Consider the following 15,763-nt stretch of genomic DNA (forward strand, 5'->3'; position numbering starts at 1 on the left):
AATGGATGAAAACAGAAGGCCCATCAAGACACGGTCTGCCGGTTGGGCGAGGCGGGTCACTGACGGTCTGGTGAAGCGGGACATTTCGCCCAATCAGATTTCCGTCGTCAGCATGGTCTTCGCGCTCTTCGGCGCGCTGACGTTGTGGATCGACAACGGCGTGGCCGGGTCGGTCTTCTGCATCATCGGCATTCAACTGCGCTTGTTGTGCAACCTGTTCGACGGAATGGTGGCCATCGAGGGCGGCAAGCAGTCGGCGATCGGCAGCCTGTACAACGAGTTTCCCGACCGGGTGGCGGACAGCCTGTTGATCGTCGGGTTGGGTTACGCCATCGGCCAAGCGGACCTTGGCTGGTTCGCGGCACTGGCGGCGGCGCTGACCGCTTATGTGCGGGTATTCGGCGGCGCCATCGGGCTCAAGCAGAGCTTCATGGGGCCGATGGCCAAGCAGCACCGCATGGCGGTGATGACCGTGGCGCTGCTGTTGAACGTGTTCGAAACCAGCGTTTACGGCACCCATCATGTTCTGTTGATCGCATTGCTGATCATCGCCGTCGGTTCGGTCGCCACCTGCGTCACGCGGACGCTGGCCATCTCCGAGCAACTGAAGGGGAATGCCCATGTGGATCAGTAATGCGCTGATTTCGCTGCTGCGATTCCTGATCGGCGTGACGGCCCGCTGGGAAAGCCCGCCGGATCTCACCCGCCAGCGGATCTACTTCGCCAATCACACCAGTCACATGGACACCCTGGCGATCATCGCTGCGCTGCCGGCGCAGGCCCGGCGCGATGTGAAGCCTGTGGCGGCCGCCGACTACTGGGGCAAGAACCGCTTTCTGTCCTACATTTCCCAAACCGTCCTGAACGCCGTGCTGATCGAGCGCAACCCTGCGCCGGGCACCAATGTGCTGGAGCCGATTTTCGACGTGGTGCGGGCCGGGCACTCGATCATCATTTTCCCCGAGGGCACCCGTTCCACCCAGCCGCTGCCAGGCCCCTTCAAGTCCGGCATCTTCCGGTTGGCCGAGACCTTCCCCGAGGTCGACCTGGTGCCGATCTATCTGGAAAACCTGCACCGCTCGATGCCGAAGGGCAAACACGTGCCGCTGCCGATCATCTGCACCATCCGCATAGGCGATCCGTTGCCACGCCTTGCCGGCGAAGAAAAGCAGGCGTTCCTCGAACGCGCACGCGATGCCATCGTGAGGTTGTCGAAATGAGTCTGGAAACCAAATTCCTCTGGTTCTTCGCAGCCATTGCCTGCCTGCTGGCCGTGGCTTCGCTCACCGGTAGCGTCCTGGCCCGGCGGGCCACCTCCGAAAGCTCGGTGGCGACCATCGAAAACCTCAACCAGCGGGTGAACGCCTGGTGGGGGATGGTCATCGTTTTCTTCGTGTCCTGGTTGCTCGGCCCCAACGCCACGGTCGTGCTGTTCGGCTTCATTTCCCTGTTCGCGCTGCGCGAGTTCATCACGCTGACGCCCACTGCGCGTGGCGACCACAACGCGCTGTTCTCGGCGTTTTTCATTCTGATCCCCCTGCAATACCTGCTGATCGGCACGCACTGGTACTCGATGTTCACGTTGCTGGTGCCGGTGTATGCGTTCCTGCTGCTGCCGGCGATCGCCGTCCTGAGCCAGGACACCGAAGGTTTTCTGGAGCGCACGGCGAAGATCCAATGGGGGGTGATGATCTGCATCTACTGCATCAGCCACGCGCCGGCGCTGTTGCTGCTGGATCTGCAAGGCTTTCAGGGTCAGAACGCCCTGCTGCTGTTCTACCTGGTCTTCGTGGTGCAGATGAGCGATGTCCTGCAGTACGTGTTCGGCAAACTGTTCGGCAAACGCAAGGTCGCGCCGCTGGTGAGCCCGTCGAAGACCGTGGAGGGTCTGATCGGGGGAGGCCTGTCGGCCACGCTGATCGGCGGCTGCATGTTCTGGATGACGCCGTTCAGCTTCTGGGCGGCGCTGCTGATGTCGCTGGTCATCGTGACCATGGGCTTTCTCGGTGGCCTGGTCATGTCCGCGATCAAGCGCAGCCTGAGCGCCAAGGACTGGGGCACGATGATCAAGGGCCACGGCGGCATGCTCGACCGGATGGACTCGATCTGCTTCGCGGCGCCGATCTTCTTCCACCTGACCCGCTATTTCTATTCGGCCTGATCCGCACCTTCCCTTGCGCCAGGCACAAAAAAGGGCATCCGACCTGGTCGTGATGCCCTTTCTTCACTGCGGCCCCCCCGCTCTTCCCGAGGGCGCACTTCAATTACGGATTGACGCTGTCCTTCAACGACTTGCCTGGCTTGAACGCCACGGTGTTGCTGGCCTTGATCTTCACCGGCTCGCCGGTTTGCGGGTTCTTGCCGGTGCGGGCACCGCGGTGGCGTTGCAGGAAGGTGCCGAAGCCCACGAGGGTGACGCTGTCCTTGCGGTGCAGGGCGCCGGTGATTTCTTCGAGAACGGCATTGAGGACGCGGTTGGCCTGCTCTTTGGTCAGATCCGCTTTTTCTGCGATGGCGGCGGCGAGTTCTGGTTTACGCATTAGTGAAGCCCCTTTGACGGTTTTTTGTTGTTATGTCCGTGCTGTCCTCGTTGGAACAGCGCCCAAGGCGCCGCAGGCTCTACGCTGCGGCAGACGGGAGTGAGGATGGCACGCGGTTCGGGGCGGCGCCAGTCTCCGCGCGACCTTTGTGGGGGCAAAAGCGGGGTGATTCCGACAGAACGACCGGTATTTACGCCAGCAGGGCCGGAAGTTGTTTGTTCAGGGCGAGTTTTTCGGTCACGGCCGCGCCGGTCAGGGCGTAGCCCAGCAGCTGGCCTTCGCCGTCATGGCACAGCGCTTTGACGTCGGCGCCCTGCCCCTCGACCGTCCACACGCCCTCGCGGCCCCGTGGCGGCGGGGACACCACCAGCGGGCAGACGGGGGTCTTCACGGTAATCGGCATCGGCCCGTAGCTGACCGCCGTCGGGTTGCCGCTGAGGGTCTGCGCCAGCGCTCTCGCACAGCTCATGAGGGGCATTACGTACAGAAGATTCAGCCCGTCGACCTCGGCGCAGTCGCCCAAGGCGTAAATGTTGGCGTGGGACGTCCTGAGCTGACGGTCGACCGTCACACCGCGGTTGACCTGCAGCCCGGCGGCGGCCGCCAGGTCGATCCGCGGACGCAGGCCAATGGCCGACACCACCGCGTCGCAGGCGATCACCTGGCCGTCGGACAGGTGCGCCTCCAGGCCGTCCGCGACCTTCTGCAGGCGGGCCAGCACCGGACCTAAGTGAAAACGCGCACCGAGGCCTTCGAGCCCCGCCTGCACGGCCGCAGCGGCGGCCGGGTGCAGGAGGGTCGGCATGACTTGTTCGCACGGCGCAACCACTTGCACCTCGTAGCCGCCCAGGATCAGGTCGTTGGCGAACTCGCAGCCGATCAGCCCGGCCCCGAGCAGCAGCACCCGGCGCTTGCCGTCCACGGCGGCGCGGAAACGCGCGTAGTCTTCGAGGTCGTTGATCGGGAACACCCGGTCCGCCGCATCGCCGGCGATCGGCACGCGCACGGTCTCGGCGCCCCAGGCGAGGATCAGGTCGCGGTACTCGACCGCCTCCTCGCCGATCCACAGGCGCTTGTGGCCCGGGTCGATGCCGCTGATGCGGGTGTGGGTGCGCACTTCGGCCTTGAGCAGATCGGCCATGTCGCCCGGCTCGGCCATGCTCAGGCCGTCGGCGTCCTTGTTCTTGCCGAAGCCGGTGGAGAGCATCGGCTTGGAGTAGGAACGGCCGTCATCGGCGGTGATCAGCAGCAGCGGGGTGTCGCCGTCGAGCTTGCGAAACTCTCGGGCCAGGTTGTAGCCGGCCAGCCCGGTGCCGATGATCACTACAGGTGCGTTCATGCCCTACTCCTTGTGTTTTCTCAGTTGATTTCGATCATTTCAAAGTCCGTCTTACCGACGCCGCAGTCCGGGCAGAGCCAGTCCTCAGGCACGTCTTCCCAGCGGGTGCCTGCCGCGATACCGTCATCCGGCCAGCCTTCGGCTTCGTTGTAGATCAGGCCGCAGACGATACATTGCCACTTCTTCATTCCGGTGTTTCCTCAGAGGTTCAGGCGGGTGTCGGCGCAGAGGGTCGATGGTGTCGCGCTGCCCTCCGGCTCAGGGCGTTTTGTACTGGGGGTGCCGGGCAGATGCAAGCCTGTTCGGCGCAATGGCGACCCGGATCAATCAATATCGCCGCCTGCCATGGTAAGCTCGCCGCCTCATTTGCGGCCAAAAACGACTCATTGTGCAACCCACAGAATCCCGCCCGGCCCCGCTCTGGCTGGCGCAAACGCAGTTGATGCCCCTCCCCGCCCCGAAGGTTACGGACTGGCTGTTCGACGAAGGCTCCCTGACCCGCCGCCTGACCGGCCTGTCCGACGGCGGCTTCAGCATCACCCCGCTGTTCGAAGGCTGGCAGCCCCTGCGCGCCGACGAATGCGCGGCGCTGGATCTGGCCGAGGGCAGCGAAGGCTGGGTGCGCGAGGTTTACTTGCGCGGCCACGGCGAGGCTTGGGTGTTCGCCCGCAGCGTGGCCTCGCGCAGCGCCTTGCAGGGCGACGGCCTGCACATGGACGAACTGGGCAGCCGCTCCCTGGGCGAGCTGCTGTTCTGCGACCACGCCTTCAGCCGGCGCGCCATCGAAGTCTGCCGCTATCCTGAGCAATGGCTGCCCGCCGAGTGCCGCGCGCCTGGGCTGTGGGGCCGCCGCTCACGCTTCGACCGCGGCGCGCTGAGCGTGCTGGTGGCGGAGGTCTTCCTGCCGAGCCTGTGGGCCGCCACCGCCGCCGAACCGGAGAACCGCTGATGTACCAGAGCCTGCTCAAGTCCCTGAACCGCCTGAACCCGCGGGCCTGGGACTTCATCCAGCTGACCCGCATGGACAAGCCGATCGGCATCTACCTGCTGCTGTGGCCGACGCTGTGGGCGCTGTGGATCGCCGGCAAGGGGTCGCCGTCGCTGGCCAACATCGTTATTTTCGTCCTCGGCGTGGTGCTGACCCGCGCCGGTGGCTGCGTGATCAACGACTGGGCCGACCGCAAGGTCGACGGCCACGTCAAACGCACCGCGGAGCGCCCGCTGGCCGCCGGCCGGATCAGCTCCAAGGAGGCGCTGGCGTTCTTCGCCCTGCTGATGGGCGTGAGTTTTCTGCTGGTGCTGTGCACCAACGCCGCAACGGTTTGGCTGTCGCTGGGCGGCCTGGCGCTGGCGTTCACCTATCCGTTCATGAAGCGCTACACCTATTACCCGCAGGTGGTGCTGGGCGCGGCGTTTTCCTGGGGGATGCCGATGGCGTTCACCGCCGAGACCGGCGAGCTGCCCGCGACCGCGTGGCTGCTGTGGATCGCCAACCTGCTGTGGACCGTGGGCTACGACACCTATTACGCGATGACGGATCGCGACGATGACCTGAAGATCGGCGTGAAGTCCACGGCGATCCTGTTCGGCGATGCCGACCGGGTGATCATCCTGACCTTGCAGGGGCTGGCGCTGGGCTGCCTGCTGCTGGCCGGGTCGAAGTTCGGGCTGGGCGTGTGGTTCCACCTCGGCCTGCTGGCGGCCGCCGGCTGCTTCGCGTGGGAATTCTGGTTTACCCGTGACCGCGACCGGATGAAGTGCTTCAAGGCGTTCCTGCACAACCATTGGGCGGGGATGACGATCTTCATCGGGATCGTGCTGGATTACGCGCTGCGCTGAGCCGCCGCGCAGAACCGTTGTGAGAGCGAGCCTGCTCGCGATGGCAGTGCCAGGTCAGTCAGCGGATCTGTCGACTGACCTGGCGCCTTCGCGGGCAAGCCCGCTCCCACAGGGTCAAAACGCGAAAGGGATCAAGCGATCACTTGTGCTCGCGCACGACGTGCCATGCGTCCATCTTGCCGTCGCCCATCATGTCACCCGCCTTCTGATCCATCTTGAACGTATACAGCGGCTTGCCGTCGTAGGCGTACTGCATCTTGCCGTCGTCGCGCTTGATCACCGTCCATTTGCCTTCTGCCTTCGCGCCTGCCGGCGCCATCATCGGCGGCCAGTTCTCAGCGCATTTGTCATTGCACATCGACTTGCCGCCGGCGTCCTTGTCGAACGTGTAGACGGTCATGCCTTTGTGGTCGACCATCATGCCGTCCTTCATCATGGCCGGCTCGGCCGCCAGGGCAAGGCCAGGCAGTGCGAGTGCGGCGGCCATCAGCAGGGCCTTGAAAGAAACAGTCGTCTGAGTCATGGAAACCTTCTTTTGTGGTTGTCAGGATTCGAACTCAGAGCTTAGTCCAGGATTTGCACAATCGCCGGGCGCCGAATACTGTCACACGACTGCAATAATTCCGTTATCTAATGCGGCGCACGACAGTTAAATGACAAGAGGATTAAGGCATGGTTGGCAGGAACATTCTGATCGTCGACGACGAAGCGCCCATCCGCGAGATGATCGCCGTGGCGTTGGAAATGGCCGGCTACGACTGCCTTGAAGCCGAGAACTCGCAGCAGGCCCACGCCATCATCGTCGACCGCAAGCCGGATCTGATCCTGCTCGACTGGATGCTGCCCGGCACCTCCGGCATCGAACTGGCGCGGCGCCTCAAGCGCGACGAGCTGACCGGCGACATCCCGATCATCATGCTCACCGCCAAGGGCGAAGAGGACAACAAGATCCAGGGCCTGGAAGTCGGCGCCGACGACTACATCACCAAGCCGTTCTCCCCCCGCGAGCTGGTGGCGCGACTGAAGGCCGTGCTGCGCCGCGCAGGCCCCACCGACGGCGAAGCGCCGATCGAGGTCGGCGGCCTGTTGCTCGACCCGATCAGCCACCGCGTGACCATCGACGGCCGCCCGGCCGAAATGGGCCCCACCGAATACCGCCTGCTGCAGTTCTTCATGACCCACCAGGAACGCGCCTACACCCGCGGGCAATTGCTGGACCAGGTCTGGGGCGGCAACGTCTATGTCGAGGAGCGCACCGTCGACGTGCACATCCGGCGCCTGCGCAAGGCCCTCGGCGACGCCTATGAAAATCTGGTGCAAACCGTGCGCGGCACCGGCTACCGGTTTTCCACCAAAGCCTGAGCCCGGCGCCAGCCAAGCAGACAAGGACCGCATTTCCCGTGAACCAAAACTGGCATGGCACCCTGATTCGCCACATGCTGTTGCTGGTCACCGCCTGCCTGGTGATCGGCCTGATCACCGGTCACTACGGCTGGAGCCTCGCCGCGGGCCTGGGGCTGTACCTGGCCTGGACGCTCAAGCAGTTGCTGCGCCTGCACGAATGGCTGCGCCTGCACCAACCCGACGAAGCGCCGCCCGACGGTTACGGCCTGTGGGGCGAGGTGTTCGACAGCATCTACCACCTGCAACGCCGCGACCAACGAGTGCGCGGACGCCTGCAAGCGGTGATCGACCGCGTCCAGGAATCCACCGCCGCCCTTAAGGATGCGGTGGTCATGCTCGACAGCGAAGGCAACCTTGAGTGGTGGAACCGCGCCGCCGAGACCCTGCTCGGCCTCAAGACCCCGCAGGACAGCGGCCAACCGGTGACCAACCTGGTGCGCCATCCGCGCTTCAAGGAATACTTCGAGCAGGACAGCTATGCCGAACCGCTGGAAATCCCCTCGCCGACCAACGACCGCCTGCGCATCCAGCTGTACATCACCCGCTACGGCAACAACGAGCACCTGATGCTGGTGCGCGACGTCACCCGCATCCACCAGCTGGAACAGATGCGCAAGGACTTCATCGCCAACGTTTCCCACGAACTGCGCACGCCGCTGACGGTGATCTGCGGCTACCTGGAGACCCTGCTCGACAACGTCGAGGAAGTGAACCCGCGCTGGGGCCGTGCCCTGCAGCAGATGCAGCAACAGGGCGGACGCATGCAGACCCTGCTCAACGATCTGTTGCTGCTGGCCAAGCTGGAAGCCACGGACTACCCGTCCGACAATCACCCGGTGCTGATCGATGCATTGCTTCAATCGATCAAGAGCGATGCGCACCAGTTGTCCGGCAGCAAGAACCAGCGCATCAGCCTGGAGGCCGACGGCGGGATCCTGCTCAAGGGCAGCGAGGCGGAACTGCGCAGCGCCTTCTCCAACCTGGTGTTCAACGCCGTGAAGTACACCCCGGCCGAAGGCAGCATCCGCATCCGCTGGTGGGGCGACGAGCAAGGCGCCCACCTGAGCGTGCAGGATTCCGGGATCGGCATCGACAACAAGCACCTGCCGCGCCTGACCGAACGCTTCTACCGCGTCGACTCCAGCCGCAACTCCAACACCGGCGGCACCGGCCTGGGCCTGGCCATCGTCAAGCACGTGCTGCTGCGCCACCGCGCCCGCATGGAGATCAGCAGCGTGCCCGGCCACGGCAGCACGTTCACCTGCCATTTCGCCCCGGCCCAGATGGTGCGTTCGCGCGCCGTCAGCGCCGCCGAGTAAGCCCGCACTAGGCAATCGCCCGGTCAGCCGCTACATTGGCTGACTTGCGCCTGCCCTTTCAGGTGCGCTCCTTCTCATTTTTCGAATCACACGGAACCCGCAAAACTCCATCATGGACCCTTCCCCTGGCTTGTCCCTCGCAACCATTTTCGCCGACTTCGGCATGATTCTCTTCGCTCTGATCCTGGTCCTGCTCAACGGCTTCTTCGTTGCGGCGGAGTTCGCCATGGTCAAGCTGCGCTCGACCCGGGTCGAGGCCATCGCCGAGCAGCACGGCTGGCGCGGCCACATCCTGCGCACCGTGCACAGTCAGCTCGACGCCTACCTCTCGGCCTGCCAGCTGGGCATCACCCTCGCCTCCCTGGGCCTGGGCTGGGTCGGCGAGCCGGCGTTCGCGCACCTGCTGGAGCCGGTGCTCAGCGCCGTCGGCGTGCAGTCGGCCGAGGTCGTCAAGGCGATCTCGTTCTTCACCGCGTTCTTCATCATTTCCTACCTGCACATCGTGGTCGGCGAACTGGCGCCCAAGTCCTGGGCGATCCGCAAGCCCGAGTTGCTGTCGCTGTGGACGGCGGTGCCGCTGTACCTGTTCTACTGGGCCATGTACCCGGCGATCTACCTGCTCAACGCCAGCGCCAACGCCATCCTGCGCATCGCCGGCCAGGGCGAGCCCGGCCCGCACCATGAGCATCACTACAGCCGCGAAGAACTGAAGCTGATCCTGCACTCCAGCCGTGGCCAGGATCCGAGCGACCAGGGCATGCGCGTGCTGGCGTCGGCGGTGGAGATGGGCGAGCTGGAAGTGGTCGACTGGGCCAACTCCCGCGAAGACCTGATCACCCTGGAGTTCAACGCCCCGCTCAAGGAAATCCTCGCGCTGTTCCGCCGCCACAAGTTCAGCCGCTACCCGGTATACGACAGCGAGCGCCAGGAGTTCGTCGGCCTGCTGCACATCAAGGACCTGCTGCTGGAGCTGGCGGCCCTGGACCACATTCCGGAGTCGTTCAACCTCGCCGAGCTGACCCGTCCGCTGGAGCGGGTGTCGCGGCACATGCCGCTGTCCCAGCTGCTGGAGCAGTTCCGCAAGGGCGGCTCGCACTTCGCCGTGGTCGAGGAGGCCGACGGCAACATCATCGGCTACCTGACCATGGAGGACGTGCTGGAAGTGCTGGTGGGCGACATCCAGGACGAACACCGCAAGGCCGAGCGCGGCATCCTCGCCTACCAGCCGGGCAAGCTGCTGGTGCGCGGCGACACGCCGCTGTTCAAGGTCGAGCGCCTGCTGGGCATCGACCTTGACCACATCGAGGCGGAAACCCTGGCCGGCCTGATCTACGAAACCCTCAAGCGGGTGCCGGAAGAGGAAGAGGTGCTGGAGGTGGAAGGCCTGCGGATCATCATCAAGAAGATGAAGGGGCCGAAGATCATCCTGGCCAAGGTGCTGATGCTCGATTGACGGGCTGGCCGGGGGGCGAGCCGATCCCACTCCTGCAGGTTCAGTGCAGGAGTGCTGCTTTCACTGCTTGCCCAGCGCAAAGTTGGGCAGCGCCCCCAGTGGCTGCTTGAATTGATAGGGAATCGACACCAACCCCTCGCCCGTATTGCGCTGCACCACGAAGTGCAGGTGCGGGCCGCTGCTGTTGCCGGTATTGCCCGAGAGTCCCAGAGGGCTGCCCACCGTCACGCGCTGCCCTTCCTTCACGCTCACGGAATTTTGCTTGAGGTGCAGGTACACGCCCATGGTGCCGTCATCGTGCAGGATCCGCACAAAGTTGCCGGACGGGTCGGTGCCGCGCCCGTTCTGGGAATTCTCGGTCTTCACCACCACACCCGCCCGCGCCGCGATGATCGGCGTCCCCACCGGCATGGCGATGTCCATGGCGTATCTGTTCTTCGGCCCGAAGTGGCTGTAGTCGCCATTGGCACCTTGGCTTAAGCGGAACGGCCCGCCGCGCCAGGGAAACGGATACCGATAGCTCTGCGCTGCGCCAGCGGGGTCGCCCAGGGAATAGTGGAACATCGGCGTGTACACCAGCGGCTTGCCGCCGGACACCGCCGTCAGCAACGCCAACCGGGTATTGCTGCGCGCCGGCAGCACCCGGCGGATCGTTTGCGCCGGGGCGCCACGCACGTTGCTCATCCCGGTGAACGCCAGTGCCACTTCCACCGGCGCATACAGGTCGTTGCGCACGAACACCACGTCCACGCCCTTCTGCTTCTTGATGTCCAGGTACACCTGGCGCTCCAGGCGCTCGACCATCCGGTCCTGGAAGACGAACACCTGGGAGCCTTTGCTCGGACGGTCGCTGTACGAAACCACTCCGTTGGCATCGGTGGACTTGTAGATCGTCATGGCCACGGTCGAGGTGGAGGCCATGAACAGACCACAGAAAAACAGCAGGCGCAGGGGCATGGGCGAACGTTCTGTCGAGGAAGGCCTGGAAGTGAGCCTAGCAGCTGAGACAGACCAGGCTAGCCGACAGATGTTTCAAATGTGGCACAGGGGGGAGATGGGCGGCGCTTTCGATGACGCCATCGCGAGCAGGCTGGCTCCCACAGGGGTTCTGTGGTGCAGCTCCCCTGCGGGAGCCAGCCTGCTGGCGATGGCGCCAGCCACTGCCTGGCGGTCAGGCGCCTGGAACGAAGTGTTTCTGCGCCGTGCCGCGGGCGATCAGGCGCGAAAGGTAGTCGAGCTTCTGCGCGTCCTGGTCGACGAAGCGGAAGGTCAGTTGCAGCCAGTCGCTGTCAGGCTTCGGCTCGTGGGCGACGACGGCGTGCAGGTAACCGTTGAGGCGCGCGGTTTCGGCGTTCTCGCCCTGCTCCAGGTCGAGCACGGCGCTGTCGAGGATCTGCGGCAGGTTGTCGGTGCGTTTGACCACCAACAGCGCTTCCTTGATGCTCAGGGCCTTGATCACGCACTGCTGGGTGCCGCTCGGCAGGCGCAGTTGGCCCTGGCCGCGGCCGCTGGCCGGTGCCGGCGCAGCGGCCGGTGCCTTGGGCGCAGGAGCGTTGTTGAGCAGGCCACGGGACGGCGCAGCGGCGGCCGGTGCCGGCGCAGCGGCAGGCTTGGCGAACGGGTTGACCGCAGGCGCCGCGGCCGGGGCGCCGCCGACCACGGCCGGCTTGCCGCCGGTCAGGGCACTCAGGGAGTCGTTGCCGAACGCCGAGTTCATCTTGGTCGGCGCGCTGTTCATCAGGGTGTCGAGCTTGCCGACCTTGTTCAGCGCCTGCTTGACCTTGGTCAGCAGCTGCTCGTTGGTGAACGGCTTGCTGACGTAGCCGGTGACGCCGGCCTGGATCGCCTGCACCACGTTCTCTTTGTCGCCGCGGCTGGTGACCATGATGAACGGCATGGTCTTGAGGTTGTCCTGCTCACGGCACCAACTCAGCAGCTCAAGGCCCGACATCTCCGGCATTTCCCAGTCGCACAGCACCAGGTCGAAAGCTTCCTTGGCCAGCATGGCCTGGGCCTTGCGCCCGTTGATGGCGTCCTCGGTGCGAATCCCCGGGAAGTAATTGCGCAGGCACTTTTTCACCAGGTCACGAATGAACGATGCATCGTCCACGACCAACACACTGATCTTGCTCATCCAACACCCCTAAAAAAAATCCCGGCAAGCATAACGCTTGAATGATGGCACTTTGCCAAAACTTTTCAGTCACGCCGGGACTTTTCGTTCGCGGGTGCTGCTTTTTCGATTCGCGCCCCAAACGAAAACGCCCGGCCAAAGGACCGGGCGTGCTTCTTGGGCAATCTTACTTATCGTCAGCTTCGTCCGGAACATTAGCGGTTTCGCCGCTTGTGCCTTCAACTTCTTCCTTCATGCGCTTGAGGCCCATGTGGCGCACATCGGTGCCGCGCACCAGGTAGATCACCAGCTCCGAGATGTTGCGCGCGTGGTCGCCGATCCGCTCCAACGAACGCAGCACCCAGATGATGCTCAGAACCCGCGAGATAGAGCGCGGGTCTTCCATCATGTAGGTCGCCAGCTCGCGCAGGGCGGTCTTGTACTCGCGGTCGATGATCTTGTCGTACTGCGCCACGGACAGCGCCAGGTCGGCGTCGAACCGGGCGAACGCGTCCAGCGCGTCGCGCACCATGTTGCGCACCTGATCGCCGATGTGGCGCACTTCGACGTAACCGCGCGGCGCCTCGCCTTCTTCGCACAGCTGGATCGCGCGGCGGGCGATCTTGGTCGCTTCGTCGCCGATGCGCTCAAGGTCGATCACCGACTTGGAGATGCTGATGATCAAGCGCAGGTCAGAAGCCGCCGGCTGGCGGCGGGCCAGGATGCGCAGGCATTCCTCGTCGATGTTGCGTTCCATCTGGTTGATCTGGTCGTCGATCTCGCGCACCTGCTGGGCCAGGCCCGAGTCGGCCTCGATCAGCGCGGTGACCGCGTCGTTGACCTGCTTCTCGACCAGCCCGCCCATGGCCAGCAGGTGGCTGCGCACTTCTTCCAGTTCGGCGTTGAACTGCGCGGAAATGTGATGGGTTAAACCTTCCTTCGAAATCATGGTTTTGCTCCGCAAAAGCTGTGAGCCGCAAGCTACAAGCCGCAAGCTGTTTCGTTTTTTACTCGGTCCGCCCTTACTTGCCGCTTGAAACGTGCGGCTCGCAGCTGCGAACTAGCCGTACCGGCCGGTGATGTAGTCTTCGGTCTGCTTCTTCGCCGGATTGGTGAACAGGGTGTCGGTGTCGCCGAACTCCACCAGTTTGCCCATGTACATGAACGCCGTGTAGTCGGACACCCGCGCGGCCTGCTGCATGTTGTGGGTCACGATGACGATGGTGAACTTGGACTTCAGTTCATAGATCAGCTCTTCGACCTTCAGGGTCGAGATCGGGTCGAGGGCCGAGCACGGTTCGTCGAGCAGCAGCACTTCAGGCTCCACGGCGATGGTGCGGGCGATCACCAGACGCTGCTGCTGGCCGCCGGACAGGCCGAGCGCCGAGTCATGCAGACGGTCCTTCACTTCGTCCCACAGGGCCGCACCCTTCAACGCCCACTCGACGGCTTCGTCGAGCACACGCTTCTTGTTGATGCCCTGGATGCGCAGGCCGTAGACCACGTTCTCGTAGATGGTCTTGGGGAACGGGTTGGGCTTCTGGAACACCATGCCGACCCGGCGGCGCAGCTCGGCCACGTCTTCGCCCTTGCGGTAGATGTTGTTGCCGTACAGGTTGATCGCGCCTTCGACGCGGCAGCCGTCCACCAGGTCGTTCATGCGGTTGAAAGTGCGCAGCAGCGTGGACTTGCCGCAGCCGGACGGGCCGATGAAGGCGGTCACGCGCTGTTTCGGGATGTTCATGCTGACGTCGTACAGCGCTTGTTTCTCGCCGTAGAACAGGCTCAGGCCCGGCACTTCGATGGCGACGGTTTCCTGTTCCAGGTTCAGGCTCTGCTTGTCGCGGCCCAGGGCGGACATGTTGATGCCGTGGGTATGTGTTTCGTGCTGCATGGGAGGTCCCCTGTGCTAACAAATTCGGTTCTGTATGCCACTGGCCTGGCCAATGGGTTTCGCAAAATCTGTGGCGGGCGCCGATCCTTGTGGGAGCTGGCTTGCCAGCGATGCAGACGACTCGGTCTGACGCTGGCACCGCCGCGATGCCATCGCTGGCGAGCCAGCTCCCACAGGATTTGTGCCGGCCTTAGCTGTCCAGTGCTTTGTATTTTTCGCGCAGGTGGTTACGGATCCACACCGCCGACAGGTTGAGCACCGCGATCACCAGCACCAGCAGCAGCGCCGTGGCGTACACCAGCGGCCGCGCGGCCTCGACGTTCGGGCTCTGGAAGCCGACGTCGTAGATGTGGAAGCCCAGGTGCATGATTTTCTGATCCAGGTGCAGGTACGGGTAGTTGCCGTCCACCGGCAGCGACGGCGCCAGTTTCACCACGCCCACCAGCATCAGCGGCGCCACTTCGCCGGCGGCCCGGGCCACAGCGAGGATCATGCCGGTCATCATCGCCGGGCTGGCCATCGGCAGGACAATCTTCCACAGGGTCTCGGCCTTGGTCGCGCCCAGGGCCAGCGAGCCCTCGCGCACGGTGCGCGGGATCCGCGCCAGGCCTTCTTCGGTGGCCACGATCACCACCGGCACCGCCAGCAGCGCCAGGGTCAGGGAGGCCCAGAGCAGGCCCGGCGTGCCGAAGGTCGGCGCCGGCAGCGCCTCGGGGAAGAACAACCGGTCGAGGGAGCCGCCCAGCACGTAGACGAAGAAGCCCAGGCCGAACACGCCGTAGACGATCGCCGGAACGCCCGCCAGGTTGTTCACCGCGATGCGGATGACCCGGGTCAGGGTGTTCTGCTTGGCGTATTCGCGCAGGTACACCGCCGCCAGCACGCCGAACGGGGTCACGATCATCGCCATGATCAGGGTCATCATCACGGTGCCGAAGATGGCCGGGAAAATCCCGCCTTCGGTGTTCGCTTCACGGGGGTCGTCCGACAGGAATTCCCAGACCTTGCTGAAGTAGAAGCCGACCTTGGTGAAGGTGCCCATGGCGTTCGGCTGGTAGGCATGAACCACCTTGCCCAGGCCGATCTCGACTTCCTTGCCGTTGGCGTCGCGGGCGGTCAGGGCGTCGCGGTTGAACTGCGCGTGCAGGTCGGACAGCCGCGCCTCGACCTCCTGGTAACGGGCGTTCAGCTCGGCGCGCTCGGCGTCCATGTCCGCTTGCGCGGCCGGGTCGAGCTTGCCTTCGAGCTCCAGCTTGCGGCCGTGCAGGCGGATGCGTTCGAGGCCGGCGTTGATCGCGCCGATGTCGACCTTCTCCAGGGTCTTGAGCTGGGCGGCGAGCTTGTTCACCCGGTCGATCCGCGCCTGCAGTTCGGGCCAGGCGGCTTCGCCTTCGGCGATGACCTTGCCGTCCTGCTTGACGTTGACCAGGTAGCCGTAGAAGTTGCCCCACTCGCGGCGCTCGACGGCCATCAGCTCGACCGGCTTGGTCTGGTCGTTCAGCCACTCGCCGACGGTCCAGGTGAAGTCGTTGCCGTTCAGGTCACGGTTGCCGACCTTGATCAGCTCACGGGTCATGAACTCCGGGCCTTCGTCCGGCACCGGCAGGCCGGCGCTCTTGAGGCGGGCGCGGGGTACTTCTTCCTTCTGCACCACTTCGCCGATGACCAGGTGCTTGCCCTGGCCCGGCACGTCGTAGCTGGCGTGGAGCAGGTCCGCCGGCCAGAAGTGACCCAGGCCGCGCACGGCGATCACCGCCAGCAGGCCAATGGTCATGATGACCGCGATGGACACCGCGCCACCGCTGATCCAGACGCCCGGGGCGCCGCTCTTGAACCATCCTTTCAGGGAGTTCTGTTTCACA

17 protein-coding genes are annotated in these 15,763 nt (G+C 64.5%); 8 read left to right on the forward strand and 9 right to left on the reverse strand.

The features are described 5' to 3' along the window. Position 1 precedes the first annotated feature (1 nt). From CAG31_RS06480 to CAG31_RS06490, 3 genes are read left to right on the forward strand one after another with little or no spacing between them, the layout of a single operon-like run. Positions 2–634 carry a CDP-alcohol phosphatidyltransferase family protein gene (locus tag CAG31_RS06480; RefSeq protein ID WP_085579066.1) on the forward strand — a complete coding sequence of 211 codons (633 nt, stop codon included), beginning with the start codon at positions 2–4 and terminating at the stop codon, positions 632–634. Further along, a complete protein-coding gene (locus CAG31_RS06485) occupies positions 621–1,220 on the forward strand; it encodes a 1-acyl-sn-glycerol-3-phosphate acyltransferase (RefSeq protein WP_085579068.1) in 600 nt (199 codons plus the stop codon). The genes CAG31_RS06480 and CAG31_RS06485 overlap by 14 nt, the downstream gene beginning before the upstream one ends. Continuing rightward, a complete protein-coding gene (locus CAG31_RS06490) occupies positions 1,217–2,161 on the forward strand; it encodes a phosphatidate cytidylyltransferase (RefSeq protein WP_085579070.1) in 945 nt (314 codons plus the stop codon). The genes CAG31_RS06485 and CAG31_RS06490 overlap by 4 nt, the downstream gene beginning before the upstream one ends. A 103-nt stretch (positions 2,162–2,264) precedes the next feature. Here CAG31_RS06490 and CAG31_RS06495 read toward each other — a convergent pair whose 3' ends face one another. From CAG31_RS06495 to CAG31_RS06505, 3 genes are all read right to left on the reverse strand, one after another. Next, positions 2,265–2,540, reverse strand: a complete 276-nt coding sequence (locus CAG31_RS06495; RefSeq protein WP_003213368.1) for an HU family DNA-binding protein — start codon at positions 2,538–2,540, stop codon at positions 2,265–2,267. A gap of 190 nt (positions 2,541–2,730) precedes the next feature. Next, on the reverse strand, positions 2,731–3,879 hold the full coding sequence (locus CAG31_RS06500; RefSeq protein ID WP_085579072.1) for an NAD(P)/FAD-dependent oxidoreductase: 1,149 nt from the start codon (positions 3,877–3,879) through the stop codon (positions 2,731–2,733). Between the two features lie 20 nt (positions 3,880–3,899). Next, a complete protein-coding gene (locus tag CAG31_RS06505; protein ID WP_085579074.1) occupies positions 3,900–4,067 on the reverse strand; it encodes a rubredoxin in 168 nt (55 codons plus the stop codon). A 200-nt stretch (positions 4,068–4,267) separates the two neighbouring features. Between CAG31_RS06505 and CAG31_RS06510 the strand changes: the two genes are divergently transcribed. Together CAG31_RS06510 and ubiA are read left to right on the forward strand one after the other, a co-directional pair. After that, entirely contained in the window at positions 4,268–4,828 is a 561-nt protein-coding gene (locus CAG31_RS06510) for a chorismate lyase (RefSeq protein WP_085579076.1), read from the forward strand. Beyond that, positions 4,828–5,718, forward strand: a complete 891-nt coding sequence (gene ubiA, locus CAG31_RS06515) for a 4-hydroxybenzoate octaprenyltransferase (RefSeq protein WP_085579078.1) — start codon at positions 4,828–4,830, stop codon at positions 5,716–5,718. Before CAG31_RS06510 ends, ubiA begins: the two co-directional genes overlap by 1 nt. Positions 5,719–5,857: 139 nt before the next feature. On the opposite strand, the gene CAG31_RS06520 is transcribed toward ubiA, so the two are convergent. Further along, positions 5,858–6,241, reverse strand: a complete 384-nt coding sequence (locus tag CAG31_RS06520) for a hypothetical protein (protein WP_085579080.1) — start codon at positions 6,239–6,241, stop codon at positions 5,858–5,860. A gap of 149 nt (positions 6,242–6,390) precedes the next feature. Here CAG31_RS06520 and phoB point away from each other — a divergent pair, with 149 nt between their 5' ends. The 3 genes from phoB to CAG31_RS06535 all read left to right on the forward strand — a co-directional run bounded on the left by phoB (position 6,391) and on the right by CAG31_RS06535 (position 9,894). Further along, positions 6,391–7,080: a phosphate regulon transcriptional regulator PhoB gene (phoB, locus tag CAG31_RS06525; RefSeq protein WP_085579082.1), complete on the forward strand. Its 690-nt coding sequence runs from the start codon at positions 6,391–6,393 to the stop codon at positions 7,078–7,080. A 74-nt stretch (positions 7,081–7,154) separates the two neighbouring features. Further along, positions 7,155–8,441, forward strand: coding sequence for a phosphate regulon sensor histidine kinase PhoR (gene phoR, locus CAG31_RS06530; protein WP_256575516.1), 1,287 nt, complete (start codon positions 7,155–7,157; stop codon positions 8,439–8,441). Positions 8,442–8,553: 112 nt separating this feature from the next. Then, complete coding sequence (locus tag CAG31_RS06535; RefSeq protein WP_085579087.1) at positions 8,554–9,894, forward strand: hemolysin family protein; 1,341 nt, start codon at positions 8,554–8,556, stop codon at positions 9,892–9,894. A gap of 60 nt (positions 9,895–9,954) precedes the next feature. On the opposite strand, the gene CAG31_RS06540 is transcribed toward CAG31_RS06535, so the two are convergent. From CAG31_RS06540 to pstA, 5 genes are all read right to left on the reverse strand, one after another. Then, on the reverse strand, positions 9,955–10,851 hold the full coding sequence (locus CAG31_RS06540; RefSeq protein WP_085579089.1) for a M23 family metallopeptidase: 897 nt from the start codon (positions 10,849–10,851) through the stop codon (positions 9,955–9,957). Between the two features lie 214 nt (positions 10,852–11,065). Further along, positions 11,066–12,028, reverse strand: coding sequence for a response regulator (locus CAG31_RS06545; protein WP_085579091.1), 963 nt, complete (start codon positions 12,026–12,028; stop codon positions 11,066–11,068). Between the two features lie 166 nt (positions 12,029–12,194). Beyond that, positions 12,195–12,956: a phosphate signaling complex protein PhoU gene (phoU, locus tag CAG31_RS06550; protein WP_085579093.1), complete on the reverse strand. Its 762-nt coding sequence runs from the start codon at positions 12,954–12,956 to the stop codon at positions 12,195–12,197. Between the two features lie 111 nt (positions 12,957–13,067). Next, entirely contained in the window at positions 13,068–13,901 is an 834-nt protein-coding gene (gene pstB, locus CAG31_RS06555; protein WP_085579095.1) for a phosphate ABC transporter ATP-binding protein PstB, read from the reverse strand. Between the two features lie 190 nt (positions 13,902–14,091). Next, the gene (gene pstA / locus CAG31_RS06560) at positions 14,092–15,762 is read right to left on the reverse strand and encodes a phosphate ABC transporter permease PstA (RefSeq protein ID WP_085579097.1); all 1,671 of its coding nucleotides are present in this window, start codon (positions 15,760–15,762) and stop codon (positions 14,092–14,094) included. Between the last annotated feature and the right edge of the window lies 1 nt (position 15,763).

Source organism: Pseudomonas sp. R25(2017), assembly GCF_002112565.1.
In the GTDB taxonomy this organism is placed as follows: domain Bacteria; phylum Pseudomonadota; class Gammaproteobacteria; order Pseudomonadales; family Pseudomonadaceae; genus Aquipseudomonas; species Aquipseudomonas ekonensis.

Excerpts from the sequence above, each read along its gene's own strand:
- CAG31_RS06480 (WP_085579066.1), top strand. The coding sequence starts at position 2 with ATGGATGAAAACAGAAGGCCCATCAAGACACGGTCTGCCGGTTGGGCG.
- CAG31_RS06485 (WP_085579068.1), top strand. The coding sequence starts at position 621 with ATGTGGATCAGTAATGCGCTGATTTCGCTGCTGCGATTCCTGATCGGC.
- CAG31_RS06490 (WP_085579070.1), top strand. The coding sequence starts at position 1,217 with ATGAGTCTGGAAACCAAATTCCTCTGGTTCTTCGCAGCCATTGCCTGC.
- CAG31_RS06495 (WP_003213368.1), bottom strand. The coding sequence starts at position 2,540 with ATGCGTAAACCAGAACTCGCCGCCGCCATCGCAGAAAAAGCGGATCTG.
- CAG31_RS06500 (WP_085579072.1), bottom strand. The coding sequence starts at position 3,879 with ATGAACGCACCTGTAGTGATCATCGGCACCGGGCTGGCCGGCTACAAC.
- CAG31_RS06505 (WP_085579074.1), bottom strand. The coding sequence starts at position 4,067 with ATGAAGAAGTGGCAATGTATCGTCTGCGGCCTGATCTACAACGAAGCC.
- ubiA (WP_085579078.1), top strand. The coding sequence starts at position 4,828 with ATGTACCAGAGCCTGCTCAAGTCCCTGAACCGCCTGAACCCGCGGGCC.
- CAG31_RS06520 (WP_085579080.1), bottom strand. The coding sequence starts at position 6,241 with ATGACTCAGACGACTGTTTCTTTCAAGGCCCTGCTGATGGCCGCCGCA.
- phoB (WP_085579082.1), top strand. The coding sequence starts at position 6,391 with ATGGTTGGCAGGAACATTCTGATCGTCGACGACGAAGCGCCCATCCGC.
- phoR (WP_256575516.1), top strand. The coding sequence starts at position 7,155 with ATGCTGTTGCTGGTCACCGCCTGCCTGGTGATCGGCCTGATCACCGGT.
- CAG31_RS06535 (WP_085579087.1), top strand. The coding sequence starts at position 8,554 with ATGGACCCTTCCCCTGGCTTGTCCCTCGCAACCATTTTCGCCGACTTC.
- CAG31_RS06540 (WP_085579089.1), bottom strand. The coding sequence starts at position 10,851 with ATGCCCCTGCGCCTGCTGTTTTTCTGTGGTCTGTTCATGGCCTCCACC.
- CAG31_RS06545 (WP_085579091.1), bottom strand. The coding sequence starts at position 12,028 with ATGAGCAAGATCAGTGTGTTGGTCGTGGACGATGCATCGTTCATTCGT.
- phoU (WP_085579093.1), bottom strand. The coding sequence starts at position 12,956 with ATGATTTCGAAGGAAGGTTTAACCCATCACATTTCCGCGCAGTTCAAC.
- pstB (WP_085579095.1), bottom strand. The coding sequence starts at position 13,901 with ATGCAGCACGAAACACATACCCACGGCATCAACATGTCCGCCCTGGGC.